General features: G+C 73.7%; 8 protein-coding genes. 4 read left to right on the top strand and 4 right to left on the bottom strand.

What is annotated here, in order from left to right:
* Positions 1-158: 158 nt before the first annotated feature.
* Both GBN72_RS02910 and GBN72_RS02905 read left to right on the top strand, forming a co-directional pair.
* Complete coding sequence (locus GBN72_RS02910) at positions 159-1199, top strand: MDR family NADP-dependent oxidoreductase (RefSeq protein WP_151770026.1); 1041 nt, start codon at positions 159-161, stop codon at positions 1197-1199.
* Positions 1200-1252: 53 nt separating this feature from the next.
* A complete protein-coding gene (locus GBN72_RS02905; RefSeq protein ID WP_151770025.1) occupies positions 1253-1621 on the top strand; it encodes a MerR family transcriptional regulator in 369 nt (122 codons plus the stop codon).
* Positions 1622-2082: 461 nt separating this feature from the next.
* On the opposite strand, the gene GBN72_RS02900 is transcribed toward GBN72_RS02905, so the two are convergent.
* Together GBN72_RS02900 and GBN72_RS02895 are read right to left on the bottom strand one after the other, a co-directional pair.
* Positions 2083-3477: an NtaA/DmoA family FMN-dependent monooxygenase gene (locus GBN72_RS02900; protein ID WP_151770024.1), complete on the bottom strand. Its 1395-nt coding sequence runs from the start codon at positions 3475-3477 to the stop codon at positions 2083-2085.
* Positions 3478-3497: 20 nt separating this feature from the next.
* Positions 3498-4727 (bottom strand): LLM class flavin-dependent oxidoreductase, encoded by a 1230-nt coding sequence (locus GBN72_RS02895; RefSeq protein ID WP_151770023.1) that lies wholly within the window; start codon positions 4725-4727, stop codon positions 3498-3500.
* A 909-nt stretch (positions 4728-5636) separates the two neighbouring features.
* Between GBN72_RS02895 and GBN72_RS02890 the strand changes: the two genes are divergently transcribed.
* Positions 5637-7643 (top strand): FAD/NAD(P)-binding protein, encoded by a 2007-nt coding sequence (locus GBN72_RS02890; protein ID WP_151770022.1) that lies wholly within the window; start codon positions 5637-5639, stop codon positions 7641-7643.
* A gap of 73 nt (positions 7644-7716) precedes the next feature.
* Here GBN72_RS02890 and GBN72_RS02885 read toward each other — a convergent pair whose 3' ends face one another.
* Positions 7717-8598, bottom strand: coding sequence for a glutathione S-transferase C-terminal domain-containing protein (locus GBN72_RS02885; RefSeq protein ID WP_151770021.1), 882 nt, complete (start codon positions 8596-8598; stop codon positions 7717-7719).
* A gap of 601 nt (positions 8599-9199) precedes the next feature.
* Positions 9200-10846 (bottom strand): cellulase family glycosylhydrolase, encoded by a 1647-nt coding sequence (locus GBN72_RS02880; RefSeq protein WP_246212220.1) that lies wholly within the window; start codon positions 10844-10846, stop codon positions 9200-9202.
* A gap of 757 nt (positions 10847-11603) precedes the next feature.
* Here GBN72_RS02880 and GBN72_RS02875 point away from each other — a divergent pair.
* Entirely contained in the window at positions 11604-12983 is a 1380-nt protein-coding gene (locus GBN72_RS02875) for a glycoside hydrolase family 10 protein (RefSeq protein ID WP_164540334.1), read from the top strand.
* The last annotated feature ends 5 nt before the right edge of the window (positions 12984-12988 follow it).

Genomic DNA, 12988 nt, shown 5'->3' with positions numbered 1-12988 from the left:
GGATCGCCGGGAATCGAGGCGGGCGGCCCGCGCGCCGGGTCCGTGACGGCTCGTCGGCGCCTTGCCCCTGACGCGTACGTCAGGGGTTAGCGTCGGCGCGCCGATCACGGCCGGCCGTCGCTCGCCACGGCCTCCGCCACCCCGTCCCAGGAGTACTCATGGCCGCCGCCCCGCCCTCCGGCACCCGCGCGATCCAGCTCGCCGCCACCCCGAAGGGGCTGCCCGGGCCGGAACACTTCGACGTCGTCACCCAGCCCCTCGGCGCTCCCGGCCCCGGACAGGTGGTCGTGCGCAACCAGCACTTCCTCGTCTTCCCGGGCCTGCGGACCCTCATCGGAGGGGAGGTCGAGGGCGTACCGCTGCCGCCGGTGCACGCCGGTGACCTGATGTTCGGTCCCGCCGTCGGCGAGGTCGTCGCCGTGGGCGCGGGCAGCCCGTTCCGGCCGGGGGACGTCGTCACCCACCTGCTCGGCTGGCGCGAGTACGCGCTGGTCGAGGCGGACCGGTGCGGCCCCGTCGGTGGCGTGCTGCCTTCCCCGGTGGCCCACCTCTCGTCGGGCGCGGCCGCCTACGGCGCGCTCACCCGGCTCGCCGAACTCCGCACAGGCGAAACGGTGTTCGTCACCGGGGCGGCGGGCGGGGTGGGAACCCTGGCGGGTCCCGTCGCGCGGCTGCTGGGGGCCGGCAGGGTCGTCGGCAGCACCCGCTCCCCCGCCAAGGCCGACCGGCTGGTCGCCGAGCTGGGCTACGACGCGGTCGTGGTGCCCGGAGCCCCGGGCGGCACGCTCGGCGAGCAACTGGGCGAGGCCGCTCCCGAGGGCATCGACGTCGTGGTGGACACCGTGGGCGGGGAGCAGCTGACCGCCGCCCTCGCGGCAGCCCGCCGGGGCGCCCGGTTCGCGCTGGTCGGCGCGCTGTCCGGACAGTTGTCCCCCGACACCAGGGGTGGCAGCGCGCCGGTCGGCATCGACACGTACCGGGTCGTCACCCACGGCATCACGCTGCGCGGTTACAGCGGCACGGACCACCCCGACGTGGCGGACGAGTGGGCCACCCGGTTCGGTGCCTGGCTGCGCTCCGGCGATCTCACGTTCCCGCATGTGGCGGTTCCGGGCATCGAACGGGCCCCGCAGGCGTTGTCGGAACTGTTCGAGGGGCGGCACTTCGGCACGGTCGTGGTGGAGCTGCCGCACGGGTGACGGATCGCCCTCGCCCCCGTACGGGCCAGGGCACAGGACGAGACGAGGTCGGTATGCGGATCGGAGACGCGGCGGCGGCCGCCGGAACCACTCCCCGGGCCCTGCGGTTCTACGAGGAGTGCGGTCTGCTGCCGCCTCCGTCGCGCTCCTCCACCGGTCAACGCCGGTACGGGCCCGACGAGGTGGCCCGGGTCCGCGTCATCCGCGGGCTGCTGGCCCTCGGCCTCACCATCGAGGACCTGCGCGGCATCTCCGACCGGATCCAGCTCCTGACGGACGAGCCCGGGCGTCGCTGCGCGGGCGCCGACGCGGCGTCTCCCGCCTCCGTCGTGGTGGACCGGCGGCTGGCGGTGATCGACGCCGAGATCGACCGCCTGAGCCGGCTGCGCGAGCGCCTGGCGGAACACACGGGCCGCGCGTAGCCGTCCGGGGCCGCCTGCCGTGCCGGGGCGGACACGGCAGGCGGCACACCCGCTGCCGGCCCCCGGTCGCACCCCCACGGTCGCCCCGGGGCGCCGGGCCCCGGTCAGCCCCCGCCCGACCGGCACCGCCCCGGAGCACCTGACGCCCCGCACGGACCGCCACCGCCGTGGCGCTCCCGCGCCCTGCTCCGCCCCGAGCGGCGGCCCCGAGTGGCCTCTTCACGACGGCGAGCCGGGGCAAGCCCCTCGGGCGCGCGCCGGAGAACCCGCCCCAGCAGGCAGCAGCGGTGGCAGCGGCACGGCCTGGAACACCCCCGGCGCACCCGGACCGGCACCCATGGGCCCCGGGCACCGGCCCCCGCACGGACCGACACCGCAGTGGCGACCCCGCGCCCCGCCCCGCCGGGCGAGCGGCGGGGCGGGGGCGCGGAGGCGGAGGCGGAGGCGGGTGTGCGGGGGTGTCAGCGGGGCGGGGCCGAGGGGCCGGGGAGGGTGTCGGGGTGGGCGAGGCCCAGGTGTTCGCGGAGGGTGGTGCCCTCGTACTCGGTGCGGAAGACACCGCGTTCCTGCAGCAGCGGGACCACCGTGTCGGCGAAGACGTCCAGGCCACCGGGAACCAGGTGCGGGACCAGGATGAACCCGTCGGCGGCGTCCGCCTGGACGAACTCGTCGAGGGCGCGGGCGACGGTGGCCGGGGAGCCGACGAAGGACTGCCGGTTGCCGGTGTGGATGACCAGCTCCCGGATGGACCACTTGTTGGCCTCGGCCAGCTCCCGCCATTCGCGGGCGGTGGCCACCGGGTCGCGGTACATCCGTACCTGGGCCCGCCCGCGGGCCATGGTGTGCTCGCCGACGACGGGATCCACCTCCGGCAGCGGGCCGTCCGGGTCGTATCCGGACAGGTCCCGGTTCCAGACGAACTCCAGGTGGCGCAGCGCCGTGGCGCCGCTGACCTGCCGGCGGCGCACCTCCTGGGCGCGTTCGGCGGCCTCCTCGTCGGTGTCGGCGACCACGAACGTGGCGGACGGAAGGATCAGCAGCTGGCCCGGGGTGCGTCCGTAGCGGGCGAGGCGCCGTTTGACGTCGGCGTAGAACGCCTTGCCCTCCTCGAGGGTGCCGTGTCGGCTGAAGATCGCGTCGGCGGAGGAGGCGGCGAACTCGCGCCCTTCCTCGGAGTCTCCCGCCTGGAAGATCACCGGGCGGCCCTGGGGGCTGCGCGGGACGTCGAACCGTCCCTCGATGTCGAACTCCTCGCCCCGGTGGACGAAGGCGCCCGCCTCGGCGTCCCGCAGGAACCGGCCGCTGGTCCGGTCCGCCACGATCTCGTCGCCGCGCCAGGAGTCGAAGAGTTCGGTGGCGGTGGCGAGGAACTCCTTGGCGCGGGCGTACCGGCGGGACTCCGGCAGGAAGCCGCCGCGGCGGAAGTTCTCGCCGGTGAAGGCGTCCCAGGAGGTGACCACGTTCCACGCCGCGCGGCCCTCGGTGAGGTGGTCCAGGCTCGCGAACTGCCGCGCCACCTCGTAGGGCTCGTTGAAGGTGGAGTTGATGGTGCCGGTCAGGCCGATCCGGTCGGTGACGGCGGCCAGCGCGGACAGCACGGTGAAGGTGTCCGGCCGGCCGACGACGTCCAGGTCGTAGATCTCCCCCGCGTGTTCGCGCAGGCGCAGGCCCTCGGCGAGGAACAGGAAGTCGAACTTGGCGCGTTCGGCGGTGCGCGCGAGGTGGACGAAGGAGCTGAAGTCGATCTGGCTTCCCGACTCCGGGTCGCTCCAGACGGTCGTGTTGTTGACGCCGGGGAAGTGTGCGGCGAGGTGGATCTGCTTGCGTGCGGTGCCGGCCCGGCCGTTCGCGGTCATGGCGGTCCGTCTCCTTCCGGTCAGGCGGTGGACGCGTAGCGGCTGGCGGGGCGGGCGAGGCCGAGCAGCCCTCGCAGGGTGTCGGCCTCGTAGGCGCGACGGAAGACGTTCCGGCCGCGGAGTTCGGGGACGAGGCCGCGGGTGATCGCGCGCAGGTCGTGGGCGGCGACGGCGGGGCGCAGCCGGAAGCCGGTGAGGCCGCCCTCGCGCCAGTGCAGCAGCAGGTCGGCGAGCTGGGCGGGGGTGCCGGTGAAGATCTCCGCGTCCGAGGTGTACTCCTCCCCCGCCAGGTCGTCGAGCCGGTCGCGGCGGGCTGCCGCCCGGGCCGGGGTCTCGTCGAGGAACACCACGAGGTCGCCGAAGACGTGCAGGGGTTCGCCCTCGCGTCCGGCGGCCGCCTGTTCGGCGTGGATCTCCTCGGTGACGGCGCGGGCGTCGTCCACGTCGTGCGGGGTGACGTACCCGATGTCGGCGGCGCGGGCGACCAGCCGGTAGGGAACGGTCGCGTGGGCGAGCGCGGTCACCAGGGGCTGGCCCTGCGGGGGCCGCGGGGTGATGGAGGGGCCCTTGACGTCGAAGTGCCGTCCCCGGAAGTCGATGTGGTGCACCTTGTCCCGGTCGATGAAGCGTCCGGTGGCGACGTCTCGGATCTCCGCGTCGTCCTCCCAGCTGTCCCAGAGCCGGCGCACCACCTCGACGTGGTCGGCGGCCTCGTCGAAGAGTTCCGCGACGACGGCCGCGGAGGCGGGGCCGTCCAGGTCGGACAGGTCGACGGGCGGGATGTCGCGGCGGCCGAAGTGCGCCGCCTCGTCGGACCGGGCGGACACCTTGACGCGGACCCCTGCCCGGCCGCTGCTCACATGGTCGAGGGTGGCGATCGCCTTGGAGATGTGGAACGGCTCCGTGTGCGTGGTCACCACCGTGGGGACCAGTCCTATGTGGCGGGTCAGTGGTGCCACGCGGGCGGCGGTCAGCACCGCGTCGAGCCTGCCGCGGACCCGGTCGGTGCGGTCGTCGCGGCGGAACGGGTGGGAGGACTGCGGGGCGAGCCCGTCCTCGAGGGTGACGAGGTCGAGCAGGCCGCGCTCGGCCTCGGTGATCAGGTCCGCCCAGTAGCGGGCGGTGGTCAGTTCGCGGGGGCGGGACTCCGGCTCCCGCCAGGCGGCGGGGTGCCAGCCCGCGCCGTCCAGGGCGACGGCGAGGTGCAGGGGCGCCGGCGGGGACGCGGAGCTGGCGGACGACGAGGGCATGACGGAACCTTCCTGACGTGCGTGCGGGCCGGACGTGCCGGACGGGCTCACGCAGTGGCGGGCGGGCGCTACTGGTTGGTCTTCGGCAGGCCGGGGGATTGATCTGCGACTTCTCCAGCGCCTCGCCGGACAGCCCCCACCGCTTCAGAGCGACCAGCTTCTGGACGGGAGCGACGGCTCCCGGACGGGAGCGACGGCGGGTACGCGCAGGACGCCGCCCGTGACGGCCGGCGAACGGGACGCGTGACGACGGAAGGCCGGGACGGGCAGTGTGTGTCCGGCTCACACCCGCGGCCACGGCCGGCGGAACCGCCGTCCGTTCAGGGGTGCGACAGAGGGATCTCGGCCCGCGACGGGGTCACCGAGGGAGGGATCGGGCCGTTCCGGACGGCCTGCGACTGCCCGGTCAGCAGGGGCGACACGAGGCGGACCACACCCGACCGAAGTCGATGTGGCCGCGCGTGACGAGGCGCTGCTGCCGGGAGTTCATGCCGCCCATTGAGCACCACCCAAGGCGGTTCGTCAACAAGCTGTCCACCGGGCCGAGTTGTTGACACCCGTCCGGGACACCGGCGTACGGTGGGCGTACCGGCCGTGTTGAGGGACACGCCGGGCGTGACGACACCCGTCCACGGGCGCGCACCATCCCGCGCCCCGGACCGCTCCCCGACGCCCGTGAACTCCCTCCCGGAGGACCTCGATGGTCACCCCGACCGGTACCGCCACCTCTCCCCCTGCCGCCCAGGCCCGCCCGCGTCCGTCCGGTGAACCGCCCTCGACGCGCCTGCCGTCCGGCCCGGTGCCGACCGTCCTGGGCCGGGGCCACGTCCGGACCTTCCGGCCGGGGCCGCTGCCGGCGCCGAGCGCCGGCCGGTTCCCCGCCGAGCTCCGCTCCGCGGGCGGTGGGCGGTGAGCGCCGCCGGCCGCCCCGCGGTGCTGGCCGTCGTCGGCGCGGGCCCGCGCGCCACCGGGCTGCTGGAGCGGATCTCCGCCAGCCTGCCCGAACTCTGGCCGCACGAACGTGAGTTGCTCATCCATCTCGTCGACCCGCACCCGCCGGGTCCGGGGCGGATATGGCGGCACGAGCAGTCGCCGCTGCTGCGGATGAACTCCATGGCCGAGGACGTCACCATGTTCACCGACGAGGCCTCCACCGTCGAGGGCCCGGTGCGCCCCGGCCCCTCGCTCGCCGAGTGGGCCGCCCAGTTCTCCGGGCGGGCGCCCCGGTACGAGCCGTGGGCCGAGCCCTCCGACCCCGGCACGCTGGCGGAGCTGCGGACGCTGACGGGTTCGGACTTCCCCACCCGGCGGGCCCAGAGCGCCTATCTGGACTGGGTGTTCAGGCGGGTGCTCGCCGAACTCCCGCCGTGGGTGACCGTGGAGTGGAACGCCACCACGGCGACCTCGGTCACCGGCCCGCCCGACGGCCCGCAGCGGGTCCACCTGGCCGGCCGCGCCGGGCCGCTCACCGCCGACCTGGTCGTCCTCGCCCAGGGCCACCTGGACTCCGCGCCGCCCGACGAGCACCGCGCGCACGCCGAGTTCGCCCGCAGGCACGGCCTGTTCCACCTTCCGCCCGCGTACACCGCGGACGCCGACCTGTCCGCGCTGCGGCCCGGGCAGCACGTGCTGGTCCGCGGCTTCGGCCTCGCCTTCGTCGACCTGATGTCCCTGCTCACCGAGGGCCGCGGCGGCGCCTACCACGACGACGACGACGCCGCCGGCGGGCTCGTCTACCGGCCGTCCGGCCGCGAGCCGGTGCTGCACGTCGGATCGCGGCGCGGCGTCCCCTACCACTCCAAGACCCATTACCGGCTCCAGGGCCCGCCGCCCCCGCTGCCCCGGTACTTCGGGCCCGCGCAGGTGGCGGAGCTGTCCGCGGCGGGTCCGCTCGACCTGCGCGGGGACGTCTGGCCGCTGATGGCGAAGGAGATCGGCTTCGGCCACTACCACGAACTGTTCCTCGCCCACCCGGAGCGCACCACCGTGCCCTGGCCGGAGTTCCGGGCCGCCTACGACAGGCTCGACCCGTACGTGCCCGGGGTGCCGGACCTGGTCGCGGCCGCCGTACCGGACCCCGCCGACCGGCTGGACGTCGCGGCACTGGACCGCCCCCTGGACGGCCTCGCCTTCGCCACCCCCGAGGCGTTCCAGGAACACCTGCGCGGATACGTCCTCCGGGACGTGGCACGCCGCGCGGACCCCGCGCACAGCGCCGACCTGGGCGCCTTCCTCGCCCTGCTGTCCGTGTACGGGCAGCTCGCCCGCCTGGACGCGGCGGGGGCACTGACGGCCCGTTCCGTCGCCGACCACCTCGACGGCTGGTGGCAGGGGTTCTTCAGCTTCTTCGCCTCCGGCCCGCCCGGCTTCCGGCTGCGGCAGCTCCTGGCCCTGTCCGAGGCCGGCGTGGTCCGGTTCCTGGGCGCCGGCCTGCGGATCGGCACCGACGAGGAGACCGGCACGTTCACCGGCACCGGCCCGACCGTCCCCGGGCACGTCGTGCACGCCACGGCCCTGGTGGAGGCGCGCCTCCCCGGCTCCTCCGTGCACCTCACCGCGGACCCGCTCCTGCGGGACCTGCGGGCCAGGCGGGCGGTGGCGGAGGAGGTCCTCGCCGACGCCACCCACACCCACCGGTCCGGACTGCTCACCGTCTCGTCCCCGGACGGCCGCCTGGTCGACCCCCGGCTGGGCGGCCGCCCGCATCCGCGTCGCATGGCCCTCGGGGTGACGACCAACCAGCGTGCCGTCGGCGCCTTCGCCAGGCCCCGCACCGACGCGCCCTCCTTCCAGCAGAACGACGCCACCGCCCGCAGTCTGCTGCGGTCGCTGGCCTCGTACCCGGCCCCCGCGCCCGGGGAGCCCGTCCTCGGGGCCCGGGACGTGGCGAGCGGGCCGTCGGGGGCCCGCGCGTGACCCGCCCCTGCGGGTGACCCTGCGGGTGACCCACCCCTGCGGGGCGTCCGTCGCGGACGCCCCGCGGGGCCGGTCAGCCGACCTGCCGCACCGGCTCGGCGGCCTCCCGGCACGCGTAGGCCGCCCAGTCCACGATCTGTACCGCCGCGCCCGCCGCCTCCTCGCCCCGGCAGTGGGCGTGATGCCTGCGCGCGATGCCGTCGAGGTCGAGGTGGACGCCGAAGGCCGGGTGCGCGGCCAGCCTCCGCGCGTAGGCCCACAGCCGCGGGTGGTCCGTGATCCGGTGCACCGCGGCGGCGTCGAGGTGGTGGCGGTGCACCGTGTCGAGCTGCAGCAGCGTCACCCACGCCTGCACGTCGGCGAGGGTGAGCCGGTCGCCCGCCACGTACTCCTGGCGGCCGAGCCTGCTCTCCAGCGCGTCCAGCGCGCCCAGCAGGGTGGCCAGCGCGGCGTCGCGCTCCGCGGGGTCCGGCGCACCGGACTGCCCGGCGCGCTGGGCGGCCGCGGTGATGTCCTCCTCGCAGAGCCGGCCCACGCCCGCGATCGCCTCCGCGGCGTCGCCCGGGTGGAGGCCCGGGCCGGGGCCGCCGAAGTGCCGGATCATGTCGCGCAGGATGTCGGGGGTGTGGGTGCTGACGATCCGCCCGGTCCACCGGTCGCTGAGAACCGGCGCGACGGCCGGGCCGGGGTACAGGTGGGAGCTGGCCTCGTACAGGGGCCGCAGGGCCCGGTGGCCCCCGCCGGGCGCGTCGGGCACCGCGGGCAGCAGGGTCAGCGGAAGGGTGTCGTCGAGGCCGAGGAGGCCGTGCGTGACGGCGATCTGGAGGCAGTCGGGACACGAGAGCGAGAGGTGGAGCCGGTAGCGGTGCGACGCGGCGTAGTAGCCGCTGCGCGCGTCACGGCCGATCCGGCCACGGAACGACGGCACGGCGGACGGGGGTGTGGCGGAGGACATGGATCTCCCTGGGATGCTCGGGCACGGGTGCGGGAAGGCGACGGCACGCGACGGGACCGGCGCGGCCGGGACGCGGTTCCTTGAGGGACCGGGACAAGGGCCTCACGGGGCCGGGGCACGGCCTGACGGGCCGGGGAAGCGGTTCCTGTGCGGCCGGTCAGGCATGACCGGGGGCGAGGACACCGCCGTGGGGGCGCCTTGTCGCACTGCACACGCGCATGAGATCGATGTGGCGACGGGACGTCAGCAGGGGAAGCGGCCGGACGGCGACACGGACGGTGTCGCTCCCGAGGTCCAGCGTGGAACTGCCCATGATTCCCCACCACTTCACCAGGGTTTCCTGCACGGAGTGTCGGCCCGTGGGCGGCCCGCGTCAAGACGTGCGGGCGGTTCCTCCGTCCGCCCCCTCGCGGGCCGGGCGCCCTGCGGCGGGGCGGGCGCGCCCGCCCGGCCGGACGTGTGGGGCCCAGGAGGTACGTGGGGCGCGTGAGCCGGTCCCACGGTGACGGCGGGGACGGCCGGGACTGCGGGGACTGCTGCTCGACGTGCACGGCGACGCGGCCCGCTCCCCGGATCTCGGGGAGCGGGCCGCCCGCCCGGGTCACAGGGCGGCGCAGACCGCCCCGTCGAGGGTGAACTGGGCCGGCGCCGTGTTGGCGGCGCCCTTGCCGGCGAGGAATCCGAGCGTGACGGACCCGCCCGCCGGGATGGTGGAGGTGTAGGAGGCGGGCGTGACGGTCACCGCGGTGCCCGACTGGGTGGCGGTGCCGCCCCACATGTTGCTGATCTGCTGACCGTCGGCGTAGGTGAAGGCGAGCTTCCAGTTGCTGACCGGCGTGGTGGCGGTGTTGCGGAGCACGATCTCGCCCTGGAAGCCGCCCGACCACTGGTTGACCACCTTGTAGCCCACCGCGCAGCTGCCGCTCGGCGTGCCACCGCCCGGCGACGTGGTGACCTGCACGGTGGCGGAGTTGGGCGAGCGGTTGCCGGCCGCGTCACGGGCCCGGACCGCGAAGGTGTAGGCGGTGCTCGCGGAGAGGCCGGTGACGGTGGCGGAGGTGGTACCGGAGGTGGCGACGACGGTCTGCGAGGAGCCGTTCACGCGGACGACCTCGTAGCCGGTGACGCCAACGTTGTCAGTCGACGCGGTCCAGGTCAGCGTGGCCGAGGCGGAGGTGACGGCCGAGGACCTGGGCGTGCCGGGAGCGGTGGGCGCCTGGGTGTCGCCGCCGGAGCTGCCGGAATACACGGTGGCCTCGCGGGAGGTCTGGGCGATGCCGTTGGCGCCCTTGAAGAAGCGGGTGCCCCAGGTGCTGAGCGAGCCGGCGTCGAAGCCGTTCACCATGTCCAGGTACTCGACACCGCCGCCGTTGCCGCTCCAGGACCAGCCGATGTAGCCGATGCCCAGGGACTGGGCGGTCGCCATGATGGCGTCCTCGTCCGGGTTGCCGTCGCTGTGGTCGTTGCCGAACTCACCGACGACGATGGGCAGCTTGTTGGTGACGAAGTGGTTCAGGTAGCTCTGCACCTCTGCGGCGGTGTCGTACACGCCGTACATGTGGATCGAGAAGATGGTGTTGCGGTCGGGGTCGGCGGCGAAGACGGAGACAGCGTTGTCACGCATCGTCCCGGACCAGTCCTGCCCCCAGTTGGGGGCGTCCACCATCAGCGCGTGGCGGAAGCCGGCGCCGCGGAGCTTGACGATCGCGTTCTTGGTGGCGTCCGTCCAGGCCGCGGCGTTGTTGTTGCCGTACGGCTCGTTGCCGATGTTGATGACAACGTAGTCTTCCTGGCCCGCGAGAACGTCCTTGAGGCCGATCCAGTAGTTCGCGGCCTGGTCGAGCGTGCCGGCCGCCGACTCCTCTCCGTAGCCCGTGGTGTCGTGCACCTCGAGGACGCAGATCAGCTTGTTGGCCTTGCAGCGGTCGACCACGGCGGCGACGTCCGTGGCGCTGTTGGCGGTCCACCGGTGGCCGTCGGCGAGGACGACCCGGACGGTGTTGGCGCCCAGCGCCTTGATGTCGGCGAACGACTGGGTCTCGCTCTGGTACCAGGTGTGCGCGTGGTTCACCCCGCGCATCACGAAGTCGTTGCCGTTGCCCTCGACGACACGGCCGTCGGTGACCCGGAGCCCGGCCGGGGCCGCCTGGGCCGGCGCGGCACTCAGGGCGAGCAGCCCGACGAGCGTGGCCAGTGCGGCGATCACGGCCGCGAAGGGCCGTCGTCCTGCTACACGTGCGGTTCTCACTCTGCCTCCTGCAGCCGGCGCCGGCTGTGACCGGCGCCGTGAACGGGGGTGCACGGGAAGGGGAACCGGTCTCGCGCCCCGTAGGGGAACGAGCCGGTGGAACACATGCTTGGGAGCGCTCCCATACACCCAGTTCGGAGTGCTCACGTCAAGGTTGAGGTTCCGCCAAGAATCGGCGCCGCGGGGCCTTCGCCCGAGGACGGCCAACACCCCTCGTCACACGGGCCACAGGACCCCGTACCGGAGCGCGCGGACGGCACAACCCCCAGGGAAACACTGGCGCGATAAATCATTGCCCTTCCGTCGACACGCCCGCACACTGCGGATGGGAGCGCTCCCAATACCCTCTTCCCCCCACGAGAGGGGCCAACATGGACATTTCCGGCTTTACGCGCCACCTACGACGAGAGCCGTCACTCGAAGCACCCCTGAAGCACCGCTGAGCCGCCCCTCGCGCCACCGCGCCCCGTGCCCCGCCGGGCGGGCCTCCCCCGCCGGCGGGGCACACCGCTGCCCCCTCGGGAGACGAAACTTTCGGCGAAGTTTCGTAACAAAAATTGCTCCAGGGGGCGCAACTTCCCCTCCAGTTCGCTAATTTCTCGGCTCGCAGCGGTAAACGGCGCCCATGGCCGAGAAGAACGCATCGAAAGTTTCGGCCAGGGCGCCGTCCAAGCCGACCGCTGCCTGCACGATCCTGACCACCCCACAGCGGAAGGGTCGCACCACCATGGAAATGCAAGTCCTATGGCACACGGCCATGAGGAAGGCGGTCGTCCTCGGGACGGCCGGCGCCATGGCCTTGGGCGGCATGGTCGCCATGGCCGGCACGGCCGAGGCGGCAACCACCCTCGGTGCCGCGGCGACGCAGCAGGGCCGGTACTTCGGCACCGCGGTCGCCAACAACCGGCTCAGCGAGACGGACTACGTCAACACGCTGAACACCGAGTTCAACTCGGTGACGCCGGAGAACGAGATGAAGTGGGACGCGCTCGAGCCGAGCCGCGGCAGCTTCAACTTCGCCAACGCCGACAAGATCGTGAACCACGCCAAGGCCCGCAACATGCAGGTCCGCGGGCACACGCTGGTCTGGCACTCCCAGCTGCCCGGCTGGGTCGGCTCGCTGAGCGCCGATGAGCTCCGCAAGGCGATGACCACTCACATCACCGAGGTGATGACCCACTGGAAGGGCCAGATCGCGGCCTGGGACGTGGTGAACGAGGCGTACCAGGACGGTTCGAGCGGCGCCCGGCGCAGCTCGCCGTTCCAGGACAAGCTCGGCGCCGGGTACATCGAGGAAGCGTTCAAGATCGCGCGCTCCGTCGACCCCGCGGCCAAGCTCTGCTACAACGACTACAACACCGACGGTGTCAACGCGAAGTCGACGGCCGTGTACAACATGGTCAAGGACTTCAAGTCCCGCGGCGTGCCGATCGACTGCGTGGGCTTCCAGGGCCACTTCAACTCCAACTCGCCGGTGACCGCCGACTTCCAGCAGAACCTCGAGCGCTTCGCGGCTCTCGGCGTCGACATCCAGCTCACCGAGCTGGACATCGAGGGATCGGGCTCCGAGCAGGCGGCCAACTACGAGAAGGTCGTCAAGGGCTGCCTCGCGGTGAGCCGTTGCACGGGCATCACCGTGTGGGGCGTGACCGACAAGTACTCCTGGCGCTCCAGCGGCACCCCGCTGCTGTTCGACGGCAGCTACCAGAAGAAGCCGGCCTACACCGCCGTCCTCAACGTGCTGAACGGCGGCACCACCACGCCGCCCACCACGCCGCCGACGACGCCGCCCACCACGCCGCCGACGACGCCGCCCACCACTCCGCCGCCCGGCGGATCGGGGTCCTGCACCGCCACCTTCAAGACCGACTCCTCCTGGTCCGGCGGCTACAACGGCACGGTGACGGTCAAGGCCGGCAGCTCCGCCATCACCAGGTGGACGGTGCCGCTGACCATGGCCTCCGGGACGAGCATCACCTCGCTGTGGAACGCCACCCACACCACCAGCGGCAGCACGGTGACGGTCAAGAACTCGAACTGGAACGGCTCGCTGGCCGCCGGCGCGTCGACCACGTTCAGCTTCACGGTCAACGGCGGCAACACGGCCCCGACCGTGGGCACCTGCTCGACCTCCTGAGCCCA

The sequence above is a fragment of the Streptomyces abyssomicinicus genome, from assembly GCF_008974245.1.
Taxonomy (GTDB): Bacteria; Actinomycetota; Actinomycetes; order Streptomycetales; family Streptomycetaceae; genus Streptomyces; species Streptomyces abyssomicinicus.
This window is presented reverse-complemented; position numbering and strand designations above follow the sequence as displayed.

Excerpts from the sequence above, each read along its gene's own strand:
- GBN72_RS02910 (WP_151770026.1), top strand. The coding sequence starts at position 159 with ATGGCCGCCGCCCCGCCCTCCGGCACCCGCGCGATCCAGCTCGCCGCC.
- GBN72_RS02905 (WP_151770025.1), top strand. The coding sequence starts at position 1,253 with ATGCGGATCGGAGACGCGGCGGCGGCCGCCGGAACCACTCCCCGGGCC.
- GBN72_RS02900 (WP_151770024.1), bottom strand. The coding sequence starts at position 3,477 with ATGACCGCGAACGGCCGGGCCGGCACCGCACGCAAGCAGATCCACCTC.
- GBN72_RS02895 (WP_151770023.1), bottom strand. The coding sequence starts at position 4,727 with ATGCCCTCGTCGTCCGCCAGCTCCGCGTCCCCGCCGGCGCCCCTGCAC.
- GBN72_RS02885 (WP_151770021.1), bottom strand. The coding sequence starts at position 8,598 with ATGTCCTCCGCCACACCCCCGTCCGCCGTGCCGTCGTTCCGTGGCCGG.
- GBN72_RS02875 (WP_164540334.1), top strand. The coding sequence starts at position 11,604 with ATGAGGAAGGCGGTCGTCCTCGGGACGGCCGGCGCCATGGCCTTGGGC.